General features: G+C 49.0%; 20 protein-coding genes, 3 tRNA genes and 2 pseudogenes. 17 read left to right on the top strand and 8 right to left on the bottom strand.

Annotation, left to right across the window (positions count from 1 at the left end):
- The first annotated feature begins 155 nt into the window (after positions 1-155).
- From C3F35_RS20335 to C3F35_RS20345, 3 genes and pseudogenes are all read left to right on the top strand, one after another.
- Entirely contained in the window at positions 156-3,578 is a 3,423-nt protein-coding gene (locus C3F35_RS20335) for an O-linked N-acetylglucosamine transferase family protein (RefSeq protein ID WP_103792102.1), read from the top strand.
- Positions 3,579-3,586: 8 nt separating this feature from the next.
- Positions 3,587-4,744: a DegT/DnrJ/EryC1/StrS family aminotransferase gene (locus C3F35_RS20340; RefSeq protein WP_103792101.1), complete on the top strand. Its 1,158-nt coding sequence runs from the start codon at positions 3,587-3,589 to the stop codon at positions 4,742-4,744.
- A gap of 8 nt (positions 4,745-4,752) precedes the next feature.
- Positions 4,753-5,144: pseudogene (locus C3F35_RS20345) on the top strand (adenylyltransferase/cytidyltransferase family protein).
- 30 nt (positions 5,145-5,174) lie between these two features.
- Here the strand turns inward: C3F35_RS20345 and C3F35_RS20350 are convergent.
- Positions 5,175-6,371: a sulfatase-like hydrolase/transferase gene (locus C3F35_RS20350; protein ID WP_103792100.1), complete on the bottom strand. Its 1,197-nt coding sequence runs from the start codon at positions 6,369-6,371 to the stop codon at positions 5,175-5,177.
- Positions 6,372-6,373: 2 nt separating this feature from the next.
- Positions 6,374-7,642 (bottom strand): ATP-grasp domain-containing protein, encoded by a 1,269-nt coding sequence (locus C3F35_RS20355; RefSeq protein WP_103792099.1) that lies wholly within the window; start codon positions 7,640-7,642, stop codon positions 6,374-6,376.
- A 163-nt stretch (positions 7,643-7,805) separates the two neighbouring features.
- Here C3F35_RS20355 and fliA point away from each other — a divergent pair, with 163 nt between their 5' ends.
- The 7 genes and pseudogenes from fliA to C3F35_RS20390 form a co-directional block, all read left to right on the top strand.
- The gene (gene fliA / locus C3F35_RS20360; protein ID WP_032612078.1) at positions 7,806-8,525 is read left to right on the top strand and encodes an RNA polymerase sigma factor FliA; all 720 of its coding nucleotides are present in this window, start codon (positions 7,806-7,808) and stop codon (positions 8,523-8,525) included.
- A 55-nt stretch (positions 8,526-8,580) separates the two neighbouring features.
- Positions 8,581-9,132, top strand: a complete 552-nt coding sequence (gene fliZ / locus C3F35_RS20365) for a flagella biosynthesis regulatory protein FliZ (protein WP_103792098.1) — start codon at positions 8,581-8,583, stop codon at positions 9,130-9,132.
- An 88-nt stretch (positions 9,133-9,220) separates the two neighbouring features.
- Positions 9,221-10,021 (top strand): cystine ABC transporter substrate-binding protein, encoded by an 801-nt coding sequence (gene tcyJ, locus C3F35_RS20370; protein WP_032612074.1) that lies wholly within the window; start codon positions 9,221-9,223, stop codon positions 10,019-10,021.
- A 106-nt stretch (positions 10,022-10,127) separates the two neighbouring features.
- A complete protein-coding gene (dcyD, locus tag C3F35_RS20375) occupies positions 10,128-11,114 on the top strand; it encodes a D-cysteine desulfhydrase (protein ID WP_103792097.1) in 987 nt (328 codons plus the stop codon).
- A 21-nt stretch (positions 11,115-11,135) separates the two neighbouring features.
- A complete protein-coding gene (gene tcyL, locus C3F35_RS20380) occupies positions 11,136-11,804 on the top strand; it encodes a cystine ABC transporter permease (RefSeq protein WP_032612070.1) in 669 nt (222 codons plus the stop codon).
- Positions 11,801-12,553, top strand: a complete 753-nt coding sequence (gene tcyN, locus C3F35_RS20385; protein WP_032612068.1) for an L-cystine ABC transporter ATP-binding protein TcyN — start codon at positions 11,801-11,803, stop codon at positions 12,551-12,553. The genes tcyL and tcyN overlap by 4 nt, the downstream gene beginning before the upstream one ends.
- A gap of 221 nt (positions 12,554-12,774) precedes the next feature.
- Positions 12,775-13,044: pseudogene (locus tag C3F35_RS20390) on the top strand (autoinducer binding domain-containing protein); the annotation flags it as partial.
- A 132-nt stretch (positions 13,045-13,176) separates the two neighbouring features.
- Here the strand turns inward: C3F35_RS20390 and C3F35_RS20395 are convergent.
- Positions 13,177-13,401: a DUF2594 family protein gene (locus tag C3F35_RS20395; RefSeq protein ID WP_032612066.1), complete on the bottom strand. Its 225-nt coding sequence runs from the start codon at positions 13,399-13,401 to the stop codon at positions 13,177-13,179.
- Here C3F35_RS20395 and C3F35_RS26905 point away from each other — a divergent pair.
- From C3F35_RS26905 to C3F35_RS20425, 7 genes are all read left to right on the top strand, one after another.
- Positions 13,353-13,625, top strand: a complete 273-nt coding sequence (locus C3F35_RS26905; protein WP_167347875.1) for a hypothetical protein — start codon at positions 13,353-13,355, stop codon at positions 13,623-13,625. The two genes, C3F35_RS20395 and C3F35_RS26905, sit on opposite strands and share 49 nt — an antisense overlap.
- 245 nt (positions 13,626-13,870) lie before the next feature.
- Positions 13,871-14,527 carry a UvrY/SirA/GacA family response regulator transcription factor gene (uvrY, locus tag C3F35_RS20400; protein ID WP_032612065.1) on the top strand — a complete coding sequence of 219 codons (657 nt, stop codon included), beginning with the start codon at positions 13,871-13,873 and terminating at the stop codon, positions 14,525-14,527.
- Positions 14,524-16,356 carry an excinuclease ABC subunit UvrC gene (gene uvrC / locus C3F35_RS20405; RefSeq protein WP_032612064.1) on the top strand — a complete coding sequence of 611 codons (1,833 nt, stop codon included), beginning with the start codon at positions 14,524-14,526 and terminating at the stop codon, positions 16,354-16,356. The genes uvrY and uvrC overlap by 4 nt, the downstream gene beginning before the upstream one ends.
- A gap of 56 nt (positions 16,357-16,412) precedes the next feature.
- A complete protein-coding gene (gene pgsA / locus C3F35_RS20410; RefSeq protein ID WP_032612063.1) occupies positions 16,413-16,961 on the top strand; it encodes a CDP-diacylglycerol--glycerol-3-phosphate 3-phosphatidyltransferase in 549 nt (182 codons plus the stop codon).
- Positions 16,962-17,113: 152 nt separating this feature from the next.
- Positions 17,114-17,189 (top strand) — tRNA-Gly (locus C3F35_RS20415).
- Between the two features lie 51 nt (positions 17,190-17,240).
- Positions 17,241-17,314 (top strand) — tRNA-Cys (locus C3F35_RS20420).
- Positions 17,315-17,326: 12 nt separating this feature from the next.
- Positions 17,327-17,413 (top strand) — tRNA-Leu (locus tag C3F35_RS20425).
- 104 nt (positions 17,414-17,517) lie between these two features.
- On the opposite strand, the gene C3F35_RS20430 is transcribed toward C3F35_RS20425, so the two are convergent.
- The 5 genes from C3F35_RS20430 to C3F35_RS20450 all read right to left on the bottom strand — a co-directional run bounded on the left by C3F35_RS20430 (position 17,518) and on the right by C3F35_RS20450 (position 22,380).
- Positions 17,518-17,886: a cupin domain-containing protein gene (locus C3F35_RS20430; protein WP_103792225.1), complete on the bottom strand. Its 369-nt coding sequence runs from the start codon at positions 17,884-17,886 to the stop codon at positions 17,518-17,520.
- 20 nt (positions 17,887-17,906) lie between these two features.
- On the bottom strand, positions 17,907-18,872 hold the full coding sequence (locus C3F35_RS20435; RefSeq protein ID WP_103792095.1) for an ABC transporter permease: 966 nt from the start codon (positions 18,870-18,872) through the stop codon (positions 17,907-17,909).
- Entirely contained in the window at positions 18,869-19,849 is a 981-nt protein-coding gene (locus tag C3F35_RS20440) for an ABC transporter permease (RefSeq protein WP_032612060.1), read from the bottom strand. The genes C3F35_RS20435 and C3F35_RS20440 overlap by 4 nt, the downstream gene beginning before the upstream one ends.
- Positions 19,842-21,323, bottom strand: a complete 1,482-nt coding sequence (locus C3F35_RS20445; protein ID WP_103792094.1) for a sugar ABC transporter ATP-binding protein — start codon at positions 21,321-21,323, stop codon at positions 19,842-19,844. Before C3F35_RS20445 ends, C3F35_RS20440 begins: the two co-directional genes overlap by 8 nt.
- Positions 21,324-21,396: 73 nt before the next feature.
- Positions 21,397-22,380: an autoinducer 2 ABC transporter substrate-binding protein gene (locus C3F35_RS20450; protein ID WP_103792093.1), complete on the bottom strand. Its 984-nt coding sequence runs from the start codon at positions 22,378-22,380 to the stop codon at positions 21,397-21,399.
- Positions 22,381-22,418: the final 38 nt, after the last annotated feature.

Raw genomic sequence — 22,418 nt, forward strand, 5'->3', positions numbered from 1 at the left:
TAAAAACCAACCTTTCAGGTTGGTTTTTTTTGCCCTAAAACCTGGAGTTATAAGATAGGCTGAATTACCCCTATTAATGGTGTCTACTCCTTGAATGAGTCGTTGAGCGCGCTGGTAGCATTACTAAAATAATTTTTTTAGTGAAGGATAGCGCAGTGTTCTCTTTAGATTTACCGCACAGTTTTGATTTTGCCACTCCCGGTTCCGGTATTCCTAAGTCAACCTCGGTGCGTTCTTATTTTTCTCCCGCTCATATGCGTGCCAGTGCCTGGCTTTATGGTGTTCAAGGCGCGGAAACATCACAAGCACGTATTCTCGATCTTGGCTGCAGTGATGCCTCTCATCTGCTGCCGTATGCGTTGGCTTTTCCGCAGGCACAGATTACCGGGATAGATCTCTCGCCAGAAAAAATCGAAGAAGGAAGGCAACAGAGCGCATTAGCAGGGATTATTAACATCCACCTTTATTGTACCGATCTCGCGACCTTGATTAACGGCCTGGAAGGGGAATTTGATTACATCATTATCCATGGCATTTTTTCCTATGTAGATAACGAGACTAGGGAAGCATTGCTCTCTTTTTGCCGTGAGCATTTGGCGAAGAATGGCATTATAGCAATAGAGTGGCTTACTCAGCCGGGTACCGGTCTGGATCACGTCATTCAGGATGCTATTGCCTACCATACTCGTAATGCAGAAAGCGAGGAAGTTCGCCTTGCCAGTGCCAGAGCAGCACTGACTTGGCTCTCTTTAGGTATGAGTAAACATCCCGCGAGAGAAGCCTTACAGCATCAGATAGTAGCTGCGGAAGCTATGGATGATGAGATGTTTAGTCTTCGCTACCTGCAGAGCATGAGTAATGCTAATTATCTGGTAGAGTTTAATGAAAGTCTGAGTAATGCGGCATTGCATTATGTCGGCGATATTCAACCGTGGACCGAGTGCCCGGAACACTATGCTGGTCAGGTAGCCGAGCTAAACATGACGGTGAATCCGGATCAGGATAAATTACACATTCAGCAGTACCTTGATTTTTCCGTTTATCGTTCTTCACGGTTTAGTCTTTTGTCTGCATTAGCTGATGGAGACGATATAGTTGCTTTGCCAGATTTTGCCCGTTTAAAGGATCTTCATTGGGCAGGCAGTTATCGTCGTGATAAAAATAATAAAGGGCTGATATTCAATCGACTGCGTAGCGCCAGTGACGAATCTATCAGCACAGATGACACTATTACTCTTTCAATTCTCGATGTGCTGGGTGAAGCCTGGCCCATGTCAATGTGTTTTGAACAGATCGTTTTTAACACACGCGCACCCGATGAGGACATCATTGAGCATGAAGCTAAAGTTCTTCAGTCACTGAGCGCACTTTTCTTGCAAGGGCTAACAGGCCTGCATTACCTGCGTGAGGTTTCAGTTTACAATACGGCAACACATTCGCAGCTGACTTCTATTTTTGGTCCTGCCATTCATCAACTGAAAGGTGGCTTTAACTTATGGCATGAACCTGTCGAGTTGACGCTGCAGGAACAGTTAGTACTTGAAAAAGAAAGTCTGGCATTTGCCGATCCGCAAATAGTTGATGCTCTCATCCGTAAAGGTGTAGTAACGGGAGACGCAACAAGTTGGAGAAAGCACTATCAGACGACAATTTGTAGTGCGAATCTGCATTCGATGCATGATTCTGTTTTGCCGTTACTTCTATTCTCAGCATCACCACAACAAGGTGGTTATAATATCCCGCGTACAAAATCGTTATTACCCGTACATAAACTAGCGGCTCAAAATATAAAGCCTGTTGGACAAAAACATATCGATTTTTTGTACGGCTTGATTTCAAAAGGTGAATTCGAGCAAGCCACTAGCGTCGCGCTTAAACTTGTTGAAAAGATGCCCGAAAACCCAAACGCCTGGATGGAATTGTCGCGAATCTACATTCTCACTAATCAACATATAAAAGCCGTTAGTGCTATCAACCGAACCTTAGGGATGATGCCACTGAACTGGGATATTTATTTCGAGCTCGTAATTGCGTTATGGCACCTCGAACAGACCTGGTTGGCGGGGCGTATAACAAAAGCAATACTGCGTGCTCAGCCGTATCACGCCCTGGCCTGGGATGCGCTTGGTCGTTTGTACACGGACTTTAATGCCTTTCCTGCTGCGGAATATTGCTATAACCAGGCACTAAGTATTATACCTAAAAACAGTGGGTTGCATTGCAATATCGCTGTATTAGTGGCGGACCAATTCCGTATGGAAGAAGCCGTGATGCATCTACGTAAAGCGATTAAATTAAAACCAGATGAGTTGAATTACTACACTCATCTACTTTTCGGTTTGTCACATGTGAGTTCTATTACCCCTAAAGAACTTTATGAAGAACATCGAGTCTATGGGCGGTTGGTAGAAAAATGGGTAAAAAACCAGCAAGTCACTTTTACACACGTTGCTAACAAAGATCCGAATCGCAATTTACGTATTGGTTTTGTGTCCGGAGATCTCTACAGCCATCCTGTATCATCTTTTTTGAAACCATTTTGGACAAACATAAATCGTGAACGGAATGAATTATATGTTTATCATACTTCACCAAAGTATGATGGTGTCAGCGAATATTATAAATCCAGCGCTACCTGTTGGCGGGATGTGGCAACGGCGAGCCAACTCGAACTAGCTCGTATTATCCACAAGGATGAAATTGATATCCTCATCGACCTTTCGGGACATACTGGTTACAACCGGCTGTTAACCTTTGCACTTAAGCCTGCGCCTTTAGCAATTAGCTGGATTGGTTATCCCGGAACGACTGGATTAACGGCCATAGATTACCGCATTTGCGGAACATGGATGGCAGAACCGGGGGAGTTAGACGCTCAGTTTAGTGAAAAATTAATCTATATGCCGATGCCTGTCCAATATGAACCTCCGTCGGAATCTCCAGCTATTAATCCACTACCGGCTTTAAATTCTGATGTGTTTACCTTCGGTAGCTTGAACCGACCTAAAAAGATAAACGACAGTGTCATTGCACTATGGGCAAAAATACTTGTTGCTGCGCCAAACTCACGAATGATCATTGGCTATATGTCGTCGGAAGAAGTTTCAGAAAGTTTGAGGCAAAAATTGGAGTTATATGGGGTTAAACCACATCAATTAATCTTCCGTTTAAAAACAGATTTTGCGGAATATTTGAAGATGCATCAAGAGATTGATTTACTACTTGATACATTCCCCTACAACGGAGGAACAACCAGTAATAATGCAATCTGGATGGGGGTTCCAACAATAACTATTAGTGGTAATACCATGGCCGGTCGGCACGGAAATGAAATACTGAAAGCTTTTGGGCAAGAACAATTTTTGGTGAACAGTCAGCAAGAGTATTTTGAAAAAGCAGTTGCTTGGATGGATAAAAAGGAAGAGCTAAATACTATTCGTTTATCCATGCGTGACCGTTTCGCCGACATGGCAATCCATGGGACGGCCTCTTCGACTGCTTTTGAAAATCTGTTGCGGACGATATGGCAAAATCACTGTGCAGGTAAATCCCCTGTAAGTTTTACTGTGGAAAGTTGAGGTCTGAGATGTCTGATAATATCTATGTGACAAGCCCTTTATTACCACCACTCGATGAGTTTATTCCTTATCTTGAGGAAATATGGCAAAGTAAGCATTTAACAAATGCAGGACCTTTTCATCAAAAACTTGAAGAGTCGCTAGCGAAGTATCTTGGGGTGCCTTATCTTTCGCTTTTTTCCAACGGAACAATTGCGCTGTTAACTGCGCTTCAGGCATTAAGAATAAGAGGCGAAGTCATTACCACACCTTATTCTTTTGTTGCGACGGCTCATACTATTCTTTGGAATTCGCTTACGCCAGTGTTTGTCGATATAGATCCATTGACATGCAATATGGATCCAAAAAAAATAGAAGCGGCAATCACTCCCGAAACTACGGCAATTCTTCCGGTACATTGTTATGGTATCCCATGCAATGTAACTGAAATTCAAAAAATCGCCGATATGTATGATTTGCGAGTTATTTACGATGCTGCACACGCTTTTGGTGTTAAAGAAAATGGAGAGAGTATTTTAAAGCATGGTGATCTATCAATACTTAGCTTCCATGCGACAAAAGTCTTTAATACTATTGAAGGCGGGGCCATTATTTGCAAAGATGCTAAGATGAAAAAACGCATTGATGACCTGAAAAACTTTGGTTTCGCTAATGAAACAACTGTTGTTGCAACGGGTATTAATGGCAAAATGAATGAAATACAAGCAGCTTTCGGCATGCTGCAGCTGAAGCATATTGACACAGCCTTACTCGCACGTAAGGCTATCTATAATTACTATGTTGAAAAGCTGTCTAAAATTTCCGGCATAAGAATTCTTAAGGCTCCATCGGGCGTTGAGTGGAATTATGCATATATGCCTATATTTATAGAGTCTGAGCATGGGGTTACACGTGATGAACTCTATGATCATCTCAAAGAGCAGCAGATATATAGCCGACGCTATTTTTATCCATTAATTTCACAATTCCCGATGTATAAAGGACTACCTAGTGCACAACCTGGTCAGCTGCCTTTTGCAGAAGATATATCATCTTCGGTATTATGTTTGCCTATATATCCGACGCTCACATTTGATGAAGTTGATAGGCTTATTACAACTATTAGCCAAGTGGCACCATGGGATGTTAAGCATAATACCCATTTAGCTATGGACTTGACTTTTTAGGTTTTGACATGAAAAGAGTGATTACCTTTGGTACTTATGATGTTTTCCATATTGGACATGTCAATATTTTACAGCGCGCCTCTGCTCTTGGTGATTATTTAATTGTAGGGGTTTCATCTGACGCTCTAAATTTTAAAAAAAACAACGCTACCCGATCTATAAAGAGAATGATAGGGTTCATATTATTTCTTCTTTGAAATGTGTTGGCGAAGTTTTTGTTGAGGAATCGCTAGAAAAAAAATTAGAATACATAAATGAAAAAAAAGCCGATTTATTAGTTATGGGCGATGACTGGACGGGTAAATTCGATTGGTTACGACCATGGTGTGAGGTGCTTTATTTGCCGAGAACGCCTTCTATTTCCACAACGGAACTTATTGAAATTGCACGTGTAAGATAAACAACCCCCATCCAGCGGATGGGGGTTGTTTTATACTAAGCTCTCTTTGTTAGAAATATATTTCTGAAGCAGTGTGGACATTTTTTCAAACGCTGAGGTAATCAGGGATTCACATCCAGGATACAAAAAGTTTTGAACATGTGGATGCGCTCCCGCGGCCCTGCCGATTCCGAGTTTGCTATAATCAATTGAAAAATTCCCATTTTTATGATTTATGTATTCTAACAGATTAAACTGATTTGCCCCATCAGCCTGCCATGCATACATCTTATATTGATTATTTACAAAGACTAAATGGAACAATTCAGATGTTATTGCATACCCTTTTTTTAAAGGATTACCAGAACTTTCACTTTTCTGTGCTGCAAAAAGATTCCGGCTATAGGCATATTCTCGTTTCGCATTCAATGCAGAGTAATTGTCTGCATCGGAATGTTCATCAGCCCTTAAACCAATAAGTTCAAGCGCGGTACTCCTGAGATCTACCATGCTAACAAGATGATTTATGTCACGTCCTCTATAGCGACTGTCATAAATAAATGCTGGGGTATGAACAAGAGATGTATAAGGTTCGATACCATGTGCAAAACCACCGTTAATACCATGATTCCAGAAGTCATCGCCATGATCACCAAATACAACTATCGTTGTATTTTCCATCTGTTTATGCTTCATAAGCAGACGAATAATATCTCCAACAGTATTATCCATGCTTTCATAGCCACGTTGCCAGCGAGTAAATGTATTATCTGCAGATGCTTTATAACTATCTTGATAACAAAGATGGCTGCTTAAGTTCCATACATATAACGCAAAAGGTTCAGAGTGATGACTGATTAAGCTTTCGGCCTTTTCTAACATTTGAGTTGGGGTCTCAAACCAGCTAAAGCAATCAGTTTCACTCCAGATTGTATCGAAACTTGCATAGTTTTTTGGAAAACCAACACCCGCGGTACAATAACCCGCTTTGCTTAGTTGATCATACAATGAAGGGTTCTTGCGACGAGCGGAAAGACCAACTTCAAAATTCACGTTATGTTCGAGCACGTTGTCATCACCGTGCAACAGATCACTTACCGCCATGAAGGAAGAGGTCGCTGATGAGATGAAATTATTCAGACGTAAGGAATGGGGCGTAATGCTGTTCAAACAAGGAAACCACTGACGGTGACTGAATATTGCTTGATTAAGACTTTCAAGATGAATAAAAATGAGGTTTTTTTTCATGATTAATCCTTCATTAGTAAATCTAGCATGCTGATATCAAAAGTATAAATACCTTTCGCTAGCTGAACTTCCTGACGCTCCTTAAAACTATCATCAATAAAAATGGCATCAGGATGCGTGATATAAGAAGATTTACATTCTGCGTGAGTAAGGTGGATTATTTTTTCAAATAAAGAAGCAATACGCCATTTTTTTAGAGCCGAGTTTAAATTTCCAGCGTGACGACTGATGAGATAGCAGGATATACCTTCATTGATACACTGATATAAAAATCGAATTAAAGGAAGGCATAATTTCTCATTAATAACCAGTGTGTCATCATAATCCACATAAACATGACCAAAAGTAATGTTACAACGATAACTGTTGGTCAATGCTCTTGATATACGATTAGTGATAGGTAACACACTCATTTTTACAGGAATGTTCTGTTGTTCATAAAGGGAAAGCATAGGGAAATTAATACCACGCACGCGATTAACAGCCATCGTACCAGCTATGCGAGGAGCAACTTCCAACAAAGTTAATGTTCCATCAACTGACGCTTTAACTTGAAAAAACCACGCACCTCTGAGCTGCAAGCGCTCACAGATAGACTGAGCCATCTCTTTGATGCCTGCCAGCTCAACGGTTATTGATGCCATTGAAATACCCGCGCGGATGCGCTCACGAGTTCGTGCCTGGCAAAAAAGTAATCCATCTTCGTAACTGCTAAAACAATCAACTGTATATTCATTGCCGGGAAGATATTCTGATATGATTAGCCCATCATTGTCCAGCAGACAGACCTCTAATGCTTTTCTGTCTTTAATTTTTATAGCCCCTTGCGCTCCCTGACCTTTATCAGGCTTGGCAAATACTGGCCAATCTACAATGTCATTAATATTGTTATAGCAGCGAGGTACAGGAATAATATCAGCCAGCGCCGCATACGTTTTGCTCTTATAGCGAGTTATCTCACATGTTTCAGCACTTGATGAGACGATTTTTGCTGGAATTTCAGATTGATACTTTGTGTATGTCAGTAAAACATCGTCATGAGCAGGAAAAATAAAATGAATTTCATTTATATGAATAAAATCCTGTAAAGCGGCTAGCCAATTGCTATCTTCAATGCTCGGTAGGATATGGTATTGTTCATCTACATATCTTGCGTGATTATCATAGTCAGCTCCTGCTAAGAAAATTTTGACTGATTTTTCAAAGCGTAATGATAGCCATATTTCACGGCCAATTTCAGTACCCGCAGGGGAAATTAAAACATTTAACATATTCGATCAGGCCGGATGGGTTGTTTACTTTTAACAGTATGTCGTTACCCTTAGTGTACAACACTCTAAATAACCCCCCATTCCCCCCGCTATTCACACGATTAAAACCCCTCCAGAAACGGATAATCATGCCGATAACTCAACTAACGCAGGGCTGTTTATCGTGAATTCACTCTATACCGCTGAAGGTGTAATGGATAAACACTCGCTGTGGCAGCGTTATGTTCCGCTGGTGCGACATGAAGCATTGCGGCTTCAGGTGCGGCTACCGGCGAGTGTGGAACTGGACGATCTGCTACAAGCGGGCGGTATCGGGTTATTGAACGCAGTTGACCGATACGACGCTCTGCAAGGAACGGCATTTACGACTTACGCAGTACAGCGTATTCGTGGTGCGATGCTCGACGAACTGCGCAGCCGGGATTGGGTGCCGCGCAGCGTTCGACGCAATGCACGCGAAGTGGCGCAAGCAATGGGGCAGCTGGAGCAAGAACTTGGACGCAACGCGACGGAAACCGAAGTTTCGGAGCGTCTGGGGATTTCTACGGCTGACTATCGCCAGATGTTGCTCGATACCAACAATAGCCAACTCTTCTCTTATGACGAGTGGCGCGAAGAGCATGGCGATAGCATTGAACTGGTGACGGACGATCATCAGCAGGAAAACCCGTTGCACCAGTTAATGGAAGGCAATGTTCGCCAGCGCGTGATGGAAGCGATTGAAGCTTTACCGGAACGCGAGCAGCTGGTGCTGACCCTTTATTACCAGGAGGAGCTTAATCTCAAAGAGATTGGTGCCGTACTGGAAGTAGGGGAGTCGCGGGTAAGCCAGCTGCACAGCCAGGCCATTAAACGCTTACGTACCAAACTGGGTAAGTTATAGGTGATTCCAATCACCCGTTAAGTGCCGCACAACGTATTGACAACCAGGAGTTATCATGACGGTGCAGCAATCTAAAAGACGGCCATTAAGCCGCTACCTGAAAGACTTTAAACACAGCCAGACGCATTGCGCCCATTGCCATAAGCTGCTCGATCGCATCACGCTGGTTCGTCGCGGCGAAATCGTCAATAAAATCGCGATTTCCCGCCTCGATACGCTGCTGGATGAGGCCGGATGGCAGCTGGAGCAACAGGAGTGGGTGGCGTTGTGTCGTTTCTGTGGCGATCTGCACTGCAAGGAGCAGAGCGACTTTTTCGATATCATCGGCTTTAAGCAATTCCTGTTTGAGCAAACAGAGATGAGCCATGGCACGGTGCGCGAATATGTTGTGCGTCTGCGTCGCCTGGGCCAGCATTTGACCACGCAGCGTATTTCCCCTGAGTTACTGACCAACGGCTATCTGGATGAAAAACTTGAGCCATGGCTGCCTGCGACCAGCACCAACAACTACCGGATTGCGCTGCGCAAATATGCGCAATTTAAAACGCAAATGCCGGTGACGCCGAAGCAGAAAGTCCACCGCGAAACAACTTCTGATATATATTAAAAATGAATAACATGTAGCGCAGTCGTGTTTGACCTTAAGGCCAAACACCCTACACTACACTCAAAATTCCAATGATATCGGGGTACGTATGAAATTTGCACTTCTGGGTCGTCAGGCGCTGATGGGTGTAATGGCCGTTGCGCTGGTTGCCGGTATGAGCGTGAAAACGTTCGCGGCAGAAGGTCTGTTGAATAAAGTGAAAGAGCGCGGCACGCTGCTGGTTGGGCTGGAAGGCACGTATCCTCCGTTCAGCTTCCAGGGTGATGACGGCAAACTGACCGGGTTTGAAGTGGAGTTTGCCGAAGCGCTGGCGAAACACCTCGGCGTAAAAGCCTCGCTGAAACCGACCAAATGGGACGGTATTCTGGCCTCGCTGGACTCCAAACGCATTGATGTGGTGATTAACCAGGTCACCATCTCTGACGAACGTAAGAAAAAATATGACTTCTCCACCCCGTATACCGTTTCCGGTATCCAGGCGCTGGTGAAAAAAGGGAACGAAGGCTCGATTAAATCTGCCGCGGACCTGAAAGGTAAAAAAGTCGGTGTGGGTCTGGGGACTAACTACGAAGAGTGGCTGCGCCAGAACGTGCAGGGCGTGGACATCCGTACCTATGATGATGACCCGACCAAATATCAGGATCTGCGCGTAGGCCGTATCGACGCCATTCTGGTTGACCGTCTGGCAGCGCTGGACCTGGTGAAGAAGACCAAAGACACCCTGGCGGTTGCCGGTGATGCCTTCTCCCGTCAGGAAGCGGGCGTTGCAATCCGCAAAGACAACGACGATCTGGTGAAAGCCGTCGACGAGGCCATTGCCGAGATGCAGAAAGATGGCAGCCTGAAGGCGCTCTCCGAGAAATGGTTCGGGGCAGACGTCACAAAGTAAGCAGTTGAATGCAAAAAAAGGCGCTTATCAAAGCGCCTTTTTTATTTCCTCGCCAGCAACGTGCATAATAAAAAAAGACTGACTTAGACAGGGTTACGGAGGTTTCATGTCATTACAGAATCTAACGCGTTTTCCGCGCCTCGAATTTATTGGCGCGCCGACGCCACTGGAGTATTTGCCGCGCTTATCGGACTACCTCGGGCGCGACATCCTTATCAAACGTGATGACGTGACGCCCATGGCGATGGGCGGCAACAAACTGCGCAAGCTGGAGTTCCTCGCGGCAGATGCCCTGCGTGAAGGGGCCGATACGCTGATTACCGCAGGGGCGATCCAGTCCAACCACGTGCGCCAGACCGCCGCCGTTGCGGCAAAGCTGGGCCTGCACTGCATCGCCTTGCTGGAAAACCCGATTGGCACCCAGGCAGAAAACTACCTCAGCAACGGCAACCGTCTGCTGCTGGATCTGTTTAATGTGCAGATCGAAATGTGCGATGAGCTGGTCGACCCTACGGCGCAGTTGCAAGAGCTGGCCACCCGTGTCGAAGCCCAGGGCTTCCGACCCTATGTGATCCCGGTAGGTGGCTCGAACGCGCTGGGTGCGCTGGGTTACGTCGAAAGCGCGCTGGAGATCGCCCAGCAGTGCGAAGGGGCCGTGGGTATCTCCTCGGTGGTGGTCGCTTCCGGTAGCGCAGGCACCCATGCCGGGCTGGCAGTAGGGCTGGAGCAGCTTATGCCGGACGTCGAGCTGATTGGTGTTACCGTGTCGCGCAGCGTTGCTGACCAGAAACCGAAAGTGGTCACGCTGCAGCAGGCGGTGGCGCAGCAACTCGAGGTGAGCGCCAGCGCCGATATCATCTTGTGGGATGACTATTTCGCGCCGGGCTACGGCACGCCGAATGATGAAGGTACGGAAGCCGTCAAGCTGCTGGCGCGTCTGGAAGGGATCCTGCTGGATCCGGTCTATACCGGCAAAGCGATGGCTGGCCTCATCGACGGTATCAGCCAGAAGCGTTTCAAGGACGAAGGGCCGATTCTGTTTGTTCATACTGGCGGGGCGCCCGCTCTCTTTGCCTACCATCCTCACGTTTAAATCACAGGCAGAAAAATCATAATGCAAGAAAGTATTCAACTGGTGATTGATTCGCTGCCATACCTGCTGAAAGGTGCGGTGTTTACGCTGCAACTGAGTATCGGCGGGATGTTCTTTGGCCTGCTGCTGGGCTTTATTCTGGCGTTGATGCGCATGTCGTCGGTGCTGCCGGTGCGCTGGCTGGCGCGTTGTTATATTTCCATTTTTCGCGGCACGCCGCTCATTGCCCAGCTGTTTATGATCTATTACGGTCTGCCGCAGTTTGGTATCGAACTTGATCCGATCCCGGCGGCGATGATTGGCCTGTCGCTCAACACTGCGGCCTATACCTCGGAAACCCTGCGCGCGGCGATCTCCTCCATTGAAAAAGGGCAGTGGGAGGCCGCAGCCAGTATTGGTATGACTCCGTGGCAAACCTTGCGCCGGGCGATCCTGCCTCAGGCCGCACGCGTAGCCCTGCCGCCGCTGAGCAACAGCTTTATTAGCCTGGTGAAAGATACTTCTCTGGCGGCCACCATTCAGGTGCCGGAACTGTTCCGGCAGGCGCAGCTGATTACCTCGCGCACGCTGGAGGTCTTCACCATGTACCTGGCCGCCTCGCTGATCTACTGGGTAATGGCGACGGTACTGTCGGCGCTGCAAAACTATTTTGAAAATCAGCTTAACCGCCAGGAGCGTGATCCGAAATGAGTGCTATCGACGTTAAAAACCTGGTGAAGAAGTTTCATGGTCAGACGGTGCTGCATGGCATTGACCTGGAAGTGCAGGAAGGCGAAGTGGTGGCGATCATCGGGCCGAGCGGGTCCGGTAAAACCACGCTGCTGCGCAGTATTAATCTGCTGGAGCATCCAGAAGGCGGCACTATTCGCGTGGGTGAGATCACCATTGATACCGGCAAATCGCTGAGTCAGCAAAAAGGGTTAATTCGCCGTCTGCGTCAGCATGTCGGCTTCGTCTTCCAGAGCTTTAATTTGTTTCCCCATCGCACGGTGCTGGAAAACATTATTGAAGGGCCGGTCATTGTCAAAGGCGAGCCGAAGGATGAAGCCACCGCCCGCGCCCGTGAACTGTTGGCGAAAGTGGGGCTTTCCGGCAAAGAGAGCAGCTATCCGCGTCGTCTTTCCGGTGGGCAGCAGCAGCGTGTGGCCATTGCCCGCGCGCTGGCCATGCGTCCTGACGTGATTCTGTTTGATGAACCGACGTCTGCGCTGGATCCCGAGCTGGTGGGGGAGGTGCTGAATACCATTCGTCAGCTGGCCCAGGAAAAGCGCACGCTGGTGATCGTTACCCATGAGATGAGTTTTGCCCGCGATGTCGCAGACAGGGCTATTTTCATGGATCAGGGACGCATCGTTGAGCAGGGGCCGGCTAAATCGTTGTTTGCCGATCCTCAGCAGCCCCGGACCCGGCAATTCCTCGAAAAATTTCTGATGCAGTAGCATATTTGTTCTTAATTGCTCCGGTAATAATCGCCGGAGCAATATATTCACCCTTCATATGAATGCCCCCCTGATTTTATCTCGTCATAACCGCTCTAAGTGCATAAAATGTGTAGATAATTATCGTTGGGTCGATATTTTATACATATAAATAAGATTTATGTGTTAGTTTAAGATTTCATAATAATGATTATCTTTTACAGGGGCTTAATTCAGTCAGTATGAAGGATTTAGATTTTTTCACATGGCGACGGGAATGCTTCCTCCGTTTTCAGGGGATGACTTCTGCCGATGAAGTTTATCCCGAACTACAACGACAAACACAGAATCTGGGATACGATTTCTTTTCACTCTGCGTTCGTCATCCGGTGCCTTTCACGCGGCCTAAAGTCTCGGTGCATTCAACCTATCCGCAACAGTGGATGGCGCAGTATCACGCAGAAAATTATTTTGTCATTGACCCGGTACTGAAACATCAGAAAAATATGCAGAAGAAATTCAATGCGCCGAACAAGACGCAGATCGCGTGCTATGCCGCAGCGACGGGGATTATCTGACTACACTTCTGTTCTGCGTTGCAGGCGATTAAACGGCTGAAGGCACTGCGTTCAGCCGTTTTTGTTTTATTGACGGTAAGCTTGTTTGATCTGCTTAACGGTGCTGGAAAACACGTCGGCCTGAGCCTGGTCTTCCATCTGCGCAATCTGGCGTTCCATCTTAAGGATCACACGACCGGCATCTGCCTGGCCCATCGCCTGTAGCATCAGGGTCAGCAGGGATTTCAAACAGGAGACTTCCTGTGCCAGTTCTTGATTATTCTCCGCAGTGGCAAAATCAGGTGTGCTCATTTATTTTCCTCATGATAAAAACAGCGCTTTTGCGCATAGGCCAAAGTTATGGCGGCGGAGTATATCACAAGCCGTCAGGAAAAACGCAGTGCTTGTTTTTTGTACTTTCCCGTTTTGTTTATTCAAATGAACAGGCCATTAACGCTGAGTTTTCTAAGGCTTTAGTACAGGTTAATTGTTTAACCGGAGTAGAAAAGAGGTTAATTATTGTTACAAAATTATAAGGTGTATTTTAATAGCATTAATGCAGCGCTTAAGATTTGTATGTTTTTGAAAACATTCGGCCAGAGAAAGCGGCCAGGGAGCATTCCGCAAGGAGGCTGTTTCCAGTTGATGTACAAGTTAATTTCCAAAAAAGGAACAATATCGACGGTATGCCTTTTTTAGCGTTTTCAGTTTCGGATAAAAACCGTTAATATATACCGAAATAACTGTCTGTTGCCGTTATCCCTATTCTGGAGAATTTCCTTTGATCAACGTCCTTCTTGTTGATGACCACGAACTGGTGCGCGCAGGGATACGACGCATTCTTGAAGATATTAAAGGTATTAAAGTTGCTGGTGAGGCCTGCTGCGGTGAAGACGCCGTAAAATGGTGCCGGTCGAATACCGCTGATGTTGTTCTGATGGACATGAACATGCCTGGTATTGGTGGCCTGGAAGCAACGCGTAAAATTGCGCGTACCTGGGTTGATACCAAAGTGATCATGCTGACCGTGCACACGGAAAATCCTCTTCCTGCAAAAGTCATGCAGGCGGGTGCTGCCGGCTATTTAAGCAAAGGCGCGGCTCCCCAGGAGATGGTCAATGCGATCCGCTCCGTGTATGCCGGGCAGCGTTATATCGCTTCCGATATTGCGCAGCAGATGGCACTCAGCCAGATTGAGCCAGAAAAGACCGAATCACCGTTTGCGAGTTTGTCTGAGCGCGAATTGCAGATTATGCTGATGATTACCAAAGGCCAGAAGGTGAATGAGATCTCTGAGCAGCTTAATCTCAGCCCTAAAACGGTGAACAGCTACCGCTACCGTATGTTCAGTAAACTGAACATCCATGGCGACGTTGAACTCACTCACCTGGCCATCCGTCATGGTCTGTGCAATGCCGAGACCCTAATTAGTCAGTGAGTGATGTGTTTGAATCCAGTGCTTTCCTGAAAACCGTTACCAGCCAGCCTGGCGTCTACCGGATGTATGACGCTGGCGGTACGGTTATCTATGTCGGAAAAGCGAAAGATCTCAAAAAGCGACTTTCGAGCTATTTCCGCAGCAATCTTGCTTCCCGCAAAACAGAGGCGCTGGTCGCCCAGATCCAGCAGATCGATGTCACTGTGACCCACACAGAGACCGAAGCGCTGTTGCTGGAGCATAACTACATCAAGCTGTATCAGCCGCGTTACAACGTGCTGCTGCGCGATGACAAATCCTATCCGTTTATTTTTCTCAGCAGCGATGCTCACCCGCGTCTGGCGACGCACCGTGGTGCTAAGCATGCAAAAGGCGAGTATTTCGGTCCGTTCCCTAACGGCTATGCCGTGCGGGAAACGCTGGCCCTGCTGCAAAAGATCTTCCCGATTCGCCAGTGCGAAAATAGCGTCTATCGCAACCGCTCCCGTCCTTGTCTACAGTACCAAATTGGTCGCTGTCTTGGCCCCTGCGTAGAAGGGCTGGTCAGCGAAGAGGAGTATGCGCAGCAGGTGGAATATGTGCGCCTGTTCCTCGCAGGTAAAGACGATCAGGTCCTGACCCAGCTGATTGCCCGCATGGAGAAGGCCAGCCAGGCGCTGAACTTCGAAGAGGCGGCGCGGATCCGCGATCAGATCCAGGCCGTACGTCGGGTGACGGAAAAACAGTTTGTTTCCAATAATGGCGATGACCTGGACGTGATTGGCGTGTCGTTTGATGCGGGCATGGCCTGCGTGCATGTGCTGTTTATCCGCCAGGGCAAGGTGCTCGGCAGCCGCAGTTACTTCCCAAAAGTGCCGGGCGGCACCGAGTTGGGGGAAGTGGTGGAGACATTTGTCGGCCAGTTCTATCTGCAGGGTAGCCAGATGCGAACCCTGCCATCGGAAATATTGCTCGATTTTAATCTGAGCGATAAAACGTTGCTGGCCGATTCGCTGTCGGAGCTGGCGGGGCGTCGGGTGAACGTTCAGACCAAACCGCGCGGCGATCGTGCCCGTTACCTGAAGCTGGCGCGCACCAACGCGGCGACGGCCCTGAGTACTAAACTGTCGCAGCAGTCGACCATTCATCAGCGCCTTGCCGCGCTGGCGACGACGCTGCAACTGCCTGAAGTGAAGCGGATGGAGTGTTTCGACATCAGCCACACGATGGGGGAACAGACCGTTGCCTCCTGCGTGGTCTTTGATGCCAACGGGCCGCTGCGTGCGGAATATCGCCGCTACAACATCACCGACATCACCCCCGGCGATGATTACGCCGCCATGAACCAGGTCTTACGCCGTCGCTACGGTAAAGCTATCGAAGAGAGTAAAATCCCTGACGTTATTGTCATTGACGGCGGCAAAGGGCAGCTCGGCCAGGCAAAAGCGGTATTTGCCGAACTGGACGTTCCCTGGGATAAGCACCATCCTCTGTTGTTGGGTGTAGCGAAAGGTACCGATCGTAAAGCCGGGCTGGAGACGCTATTCCTTGAGCCAGAAGGGGAAGGCTTTAGCCTGCCGCCCGATTCACCCGCGCTGCATGTGATTCAGCATATTCGCGACGAATCGCACGATCACGCTATCAGCGGCCATCGTAAAAAACGGGCAAAAGTTAAAAATACCAGTTCGCTGGAAACGATCGAAGGGGTCGGGCCAAAACGTCGCCAGATGCTGCTGAAATACATGGGCGGTTTGCAAGGACTCCTCAACGCCAGCGTGGAGGAAATTGCAAAAGTGCCAGGTATTTCGCAAGGGCTGGCAGAAAAGATCTACTACTCGTTGAAACATTGAAGGCTCTGTAGCAACATAGGGCTAATAATTACTGACAACAAACAGTTACCGTCACTATGCGATTAAACATCCCTACGTTGTTAACGCTTTTCCGCGTCGTCCTTATCCCTTTCTTTGTGTTGGCGTTTTACTTGCCCTTCGTCTGGGCACCTTTCGCGTGTGCGCTGATCTTTTTTGTTGCGGCTGTGACCGACTGGTTTGACGGTTATCTGGCGCGTCGCTGGAACCAGAGCACCCGTTTTGGCGCTTTCCTCGATCCGGTAGCAGACAAGGTAATGGTCGCTATCGCCATGGTGCTGGTGGTGGAACACTACCACAGCTGGTGGGTGACACTGCCGGCCGCCACCATGATCGCCCGTGAAATTATTATTTCCGCCCTGCGTGAGTGGATGGCCGAACTGGGTAAACGCAGCAGCGTGGCGGTCTCCTGGATTGGCAAGGTAAAAACCACCGCGCAGATGGCCGCGCTGGTGTGGATGCTGTGGCGTCCGAACGAGTGGGTAGAGTGGGCCGGTATTGGCCTGTTTATGGTTGCTGCAGTGCTGACGCTCTGGTCAATGTTGCAATATTTGAACGCGGCTCGCGGCGATTTGCTTGATCAGTGATCGTTTCGCCGTAATTTTCAGCAAACGATCCTGAGTTAAGAAAAATAACGTTGACTCAAAGCGTCAGGTAAGTAGAATGCAACGCATCGAACGACGGCACGGTTCGTTAGTCGATAGCAAAATCAAGTGATTAGCACAATGGCTTGATGATTGCGGGAATAGCTCAGTTGGTAGAGCACGACCTTGCCAAGGTCGGGGTCGCGAGTTCGAGTCTCGTTTCCCGCTCCAAATTTAAGACAGTCGCACTAGCGGGTGTCAGTCGAAAGACAAAAGATTTAAGGCGCGTTAGCAAAGCGGTTATGTAGCGGATTGCAAATCCGTCTAGTCCGGTTCGACTCCGGAACGCGCCTCCACTTTCTTCCCGAGGCCGGATGGTGGAATCGGTAGACACAAGGGATTTAAAATCCCTCGGCGTTCGCGCTGTGTGGGTTCAAGTCCCACTCCGGCTACCATGGGAAAGCAAAGAATAATCAAAGCAATAAGCAGTGTCGTGAAACCACCGAAAGGTGGTTTTTTTGTGCCTGAAATTCATGACGTGTTACTGCCTGGTTTTTCGCTAAGGGCTGTCCTTCCCGTCATTCCTCTCGTTATTTGCGTCACCATAAAACACCGCCAGCCACACCGTCGGCTCTTCAGGATCCGTCCACTCCACACGATGCCGGCATTGCGCGGGAATATTCACCGCATCCCCCGCATGCAGTACCCGGACTTCATCTTCCGCTTCGAATTTCACCCCCGCCGAGCCACGCAGCACTACCACCCATTCGTTTTCCACCTGGCAGTACCAGAACCCCGGCGGGCTGGCCTGGCCGGTGGAGAGAATACGCTCAATTTTAATCCCCGGCCCACTGAGCAACTGATCAACGATTTCAGCATCCAGGCGTACACCCGCCAGGGAAAGGTTGGAAAAAAGGTTTAACGCCATCTGACTGCCTCCGCTGACCATCAGGATCTGTTGAACAGGTGGGAGAGATTAGCCCCTTTGAGGAAAATAAACGCCAGCAACAGACCGCCCCACAACGCCATGGTGATATAACTGCTCACCCCGAGAATATTTAGACCACTCTCCAGCATCTGCAAAAGTATCAGCGCCATCACCATACCAAAGACTTTACCAAAGCCGCCGTCCGGGTTTACCCCACCCAGCACCGCCGCCAGAATCGACACCAGCAGATAAGATTCCCCATAAGAGGCTTTGGCGGAGTTCAGCTTGGACATCATCAGCAGCGCGGCAATCACGCATAATACCGATGAGAGAATATAGACCCAGATAAGAGTCCTACGGGTGTTGATGCCGGAGTAGTGGGTCGCCTGTTCGTTAGAGCCAATCAGGTAAATGGTGCGCCCGAAGGCCGATTTTTCGAGGATCACCCACAGCACCGCCACCACCGCCAGAAACACCAGTAACGGCAGGGGGACGCCGAGGATATTGGTGCTGTTAATCACCAGAATGGTGTCCGGGAAGTTGGAGATCGACGAGCCTTTGGAGATCAGAATATTAATCCCCTTCAGCAGTGTCATGATCCCGAGCGTGGCTAAAATGGGGGAGACCCGCACCACGGCAATCAAAAATCCAATGACCGACCCTATCACGATGGCCATGGCTAACCCGGCGGCCAGCACCAGCAGCATGGTGCTGATGCCTGGAGGATAGTGCGTGGCAACCCAGGCCATCACCAGCCCGCAGGCGTTCATGGTGGCGATGATCGACAGGTTGATCCCGCCGGTGAGAATGGTGACCGCCATGGCCAGCGCCAGCACGCCGAGGATGGGCATCTGCGAGGCAATGGACTGGAAGTTGGCTGAAGACCAAAAAACAGAGGGGATGAGAAAGCTAAACGCGATCACGACGACGGCGATTAACAGACTCAGGTAAATCTCAACACGATCCTGGGTTTTTCTGGCGTTCATGCTAATGCTCCCTGACCTTTGCGTTGACTCCATGCCGTCATACTGATGCTGGTGACGATCACCACGCCGGTAACGACCGTATGCCAGTAAGAGGAGATCCCTAACAGATTGAGACCATTTTGTATCATGGCCAGTAAGATGACCCCCAGCAGAGTGCCCAGTAAGGTGCCGCGCCCGCCGACAATACTGGTTCCGCCTAATACGACCGCCGCAAGCACCGTTAGCTCATAACCCAGCAGGGAGTCGGGGGCGACGGTTAATACGGTTGCAGACTGAACCACGCCGGCCACACCGGACATCAGACCCATATAACCATAGACAAACAGCTGCATTTTAAAAATGCCGAATCCCATGCGGGAGGCCGCTTCGCGGTTACCGCCCATGGCGTAAATCATGCGGCCAATGCTGGTTTTGTTCATGATAAAACCGGTTAACGTAACGACCACCAGCAGGGTGATGATCGGCAGGCTCAAACCATAGTCATAACCATCCGCGGCCGTGAAGCTAAACAGCATCACCCCCTGTTCAAACCACTCTGGATAGCTATACAGCCAGACCCCTTTGGTCAGGTAGAGCAGCAGCCCGTAAAAAATATTCAGAGTTGAAATGGTAATGATGATAGAGGGGACTTTTAGCCGGTTAACCAGCGTGGCATTGACCAATCCGAGCAATAAACCCAGCCCGCCGGAGAGCGCAAACGCCAGGGCAAAATTGCCGCTGGTGCCCTGAATCAGGGTGACCATAACGTACTGGGAGATGATGGTCATGGCCGGGAACGAGATATCGATCCCCCCGGAGATCAGCACGATAAACAGGCCGCAGGCCAGGATAGTTAACATGGCGTAGTTGTTGATCAGGTCGTAGATATTGCCGAGGGTCATAAAATCGGCGCTGGCAAACGACAGATAGCCGCCAATCACAATGATGGTCAGCCCGAGGAACAGCTCATGGGTTTTCAGCCCGATTTTATTAACCATTGACCACCTCCGCCAGCGCGGCTTCTGTGGTCTTTTCCGGGAGGATCTCCGCGACAATCTCGCCCTTGCGCATCACTAAAATTCGATGGCTGTTAAAGAACGCCTCGTCGATCTCATCGGTGATCATCAGCACAGCGATCCCTTTGCGTGACAGGGCAGAGATGATCTGGTAGATCCCCGCCTTATTGGCGATATCGACGCCGACGGTAGGAGAGTCGAGGATCAGCACTTTAGGATTGATGGCCAGCCATTTGGCAATTGCCACGCGCTGGGCATTGCCGCCGGACAGGGTATTGACGGGCAGATTCACGCTGCCAATTTTTATGCTGAGCTGCTCGACCAGCTCCGTGACGACGCGGTCCGATTTTGCCGTGTCCAGCAGCCGAAAGGGCGTTTTCAGCCGCCGCAGCACGGTAGAGATGATATTGTCGTTAATCGACTGATCCATCACCAGCCCAGTGCTCATCCGATCTTCAGAGACATAGCCTATCCCGGCTTTTATAGCGTCCCGGTTGCTGGCGAACTGAACCGCCTTGCCCTCAAGTAATATCTCGCCGGAATCAGGTTTGGTCAGCCCGAACAGGCTCAGGCATAGCTCCGTGCGTCCGGCACCCAGCAGTCCGGTAATGGCCAGGATCTCCCCCTGATGGATTTGAAAAGAGATGTCCTTATATTGCTGCTTTTTAGTCAGGTTTTTTACCCTGAGTGCCACCTCGCCAATTTTCTCAATCGGCGGCAGGACAGCATAAGAGAACTCTTTGCCGGTCATCAGGAACGCGAGTTTTTTATTCGTAATCTCGCTGGCGGGGTAAGTGCCGATCAGGTTACCGTTTTTGAGTACGCTGATACGGTCGGAGATCTCCAGCACTTCATCCAGTCGGTGGCTGACAAAAACGACGCAGATATTTCTTTTTTTCAGATCGCCGATAACCCGCAGTAGTCCCTTGACCTCCTGCATGGTCAGCGAGGCGGTTGGCTCATCCATAATGATGAGCTTTGCTTCCTGCGCCAGCGCCCGGCAGATGGCGACAATCTGACGCTGGGCGATGGGCAGGGATTCAACGGTTGCATCCAGATCCAGTCTGGCCTCAATACTTTTCACCGTCAGCTCTGCGATGCGGCGAATCTCCCGCTTGTTGACCAGCAGATTATGGTGGTGCTGGTGGATACCGATATTTTCCGCGACGGTTAAATTGGGGAATAAGGAGAGATCCTGATAAATAACCTGAACCCCGGCTTTAACGGAGTCGATGGGCGAAAGGTGGGAGTAGGGCTTCCCCGCAATGGTGATCTCAAATCCGGGATCGGGTTTATAGACACCGGAGATGATTTTAATCAGCGTCGATTTACCGCAGCCGTTCTGCCCGGCCAGACAGTGAACTTCCCCGGGAAACAGCGTCAGGCTGATGTTATCCAGGGCTTTCACACCGTAAAACGTTTTGCTGATCTTACCCAGTGAAATAAACGGCTCCATGACTACCTCTCAGGGGCTGAGACAACATGCCCCTGGTGTGATGTACGCAACAGGGGCATGCAGGGTGAACGGATTAATACAGGCTATCGATATTCTCTTTCGTCACGCGCAAAACTTTGTGGAATTTGATGATCCGTTTTTCGGTATCTACGTCAGCTTTACCGAGGCTTGGGATCTCCAGACCCTGAGCGATCTCTTCCCCTTTCAGAACCTTGTCGGCAATGGCCGTGATGGCATAACCCGCCGAGGCCGGATCGTAGGTGATGCCCATAGCGATATCGCCGCTTTTAATCAGCGAGGCAGCCTGGGATGGGATCATCATGCCGTAGACAAACACTTTGCCTTTCGCCCGTTTCTCTTTGACCGCGCGGCCCGCGCCGATAGGCCCCTGAGAACCAAATGAGACAATCCCTTTCATGTCTGGATGGGCTTTCATCAGGTCAATGGTGGTGCGGCGGGCGTCGTCGATATTCTCGGCTACCGGCATCCGGTTGGTCACTTCGTGCATCTCCGGATAGTGCTCTTTCTGGTATTTCACGAATAAATCAGCCCACAGGTTATGCTGCGGCACGGTCAGGCTGCCGACATAAATGACATACCCGCCTTTACCGCCCATCGCTTTCGCCATCTCTTCGACGTTATCGGCGGCAAATTTCTGGTTATCGATGATTTCCACGTCCCAGTTGGCGCTGGGTTGTCCCGGTGATTCATTGGTTAATACCACGATGCCCGCCTCACGCGCCTTTTTAAATACCGGCTCGAGAACATCGGCGTCATTGGGGACGATACCGATCGCGGAAACTTTTTTCGCAATTAAGTCCTCAATGATTTTAACCTGCTGCGGCGCATCGGTACTGGACGGCCCAACCTGAGAGGCCTTAATGCCGAGATCGCTGCCCGCTTTAGTCACGCCTTCACCCATGCGATTAAACCAGGGCATGCCATCGATCTTTGAAATATTGACCACTTCAATTTCTTTCGCCATCGCAGCGGTGGAGAAAATCATCAGCCCGAGCAAACTCGCGGAGAATAATTTTGTTAAGCCTGTTTTACTCATCTCATACCTCTGTAGGGTGACAAAAAATTAAAGGGAAG

Origin of the sequence: Leclercia sp. LSNIH3 (genome assembly GCF_002935105.1) — a bacterium.
Classification (GTDB): Bacteria; Pseudomonadota; Gammaproteobacteria; order Enterobacterales; family Enterobacteriaceae; genus Enterobacter; species Enterobacter adecarboxylatus.

Coding starts and splice junctions, on each gene's coding strand:
- C3F35_RS20340 (WP_103792101.1), top strand. CDS start 3,587: ATGTCTGATAATATCTATGTGACAAGCCCTTTATTACCACCACTCGAT.
- C3F35_RS20350 (WP_103792100.1), bottom strand. CDS start 6,371: ATGAAAAAAAACCTCATTTTTATTCATCTTGAAAGTCTTAATCAAGCA.
- C3F35_RS20355 (WP_103792099.1), bottom strand. CDS start 7,642: ATGTTAAATGTTTTAATTTCCCCTGCGGGTACTGAAATTGGCCGTGAA.
- fliZ (WP_103792098.1), top strand. CDS start 8,581: ATGACGGTGCAGCAATCTAAAAGACGGCCATTAAGCCGCTACCTGAAA.
- tcyJ (WP_032612074.1), top strand. CDS start 9,221: ATGAAATTTGCACTTCTGGGTCGTCAGGCGCTGATGGGTGTAATGGCC.
- dcyD (WP_103792097.1), top strand. CDS start 10,128: ATGTCATTACAGAATCTAACGCGTTTTCCGCGCCTCGAATTTATTGGC.
- tcyL (WP_032612070.1), top strand. CDS start 11,136: ATGCAAGAAAGTATTCAACTGGTGATTGATTCGCTGCCATACCTGCTG.
- tcyN (WP_032612068.1), top strand. CDS start 11,801: ATGAGTGCTATCGACGTTAAAAACCTGGTGAAGAAGTTTCATGGTCAG.
- C3F35_RS20395 (WP_032612066.1), bottom strand. CDS start 13,401: ATGAGCACACCTGATTTTGCCACTGCGGAGAATAATCAAGAACTGGCA.
- pgsA (WP_032612063.1), top strand. CDS start 16,413: ATGCGATTAAACATCCCTACGTTGTTAACGCTTTTCCGCGTCGTCCTT.
- C3F35_RS20430 (WP_103792225.1), bottom strand. CDS start 17,886: ATGGCGTTAAACCTTTTTTCCAACCTTTCCCTGGCGGGTGTACGCCTG.
- C3F35_RS20435 (WP_103792095.1), bottom strand. CDS start 18,872: ATGAACGCCAGAAAAACCCAGGATCGTGTTGAGATTTACCTGAGTCTG.
- C3F35_RS20440 (WP_032612060.1), bottom strand. CDS start 19,849: ATGGTTAATAAAATCGGGCTGAAAACCCATGAGCTGTTCCTCGGGCTG.
- C3F35_RS20445 (WP_103792094.1), bottom strand. CDS start 21,323: ATGGAGCCGTTTATTTCACTGGGTAAGATCAGCAAAACGTTTTACGGT.
- C3F35_RS20450 (WP_103792093.1), bottom strand. CDS start 22,380: ATGAGTAAAACAGGCTTAACAAAATTATTCTCCGCGAGTTTGCTCGGG.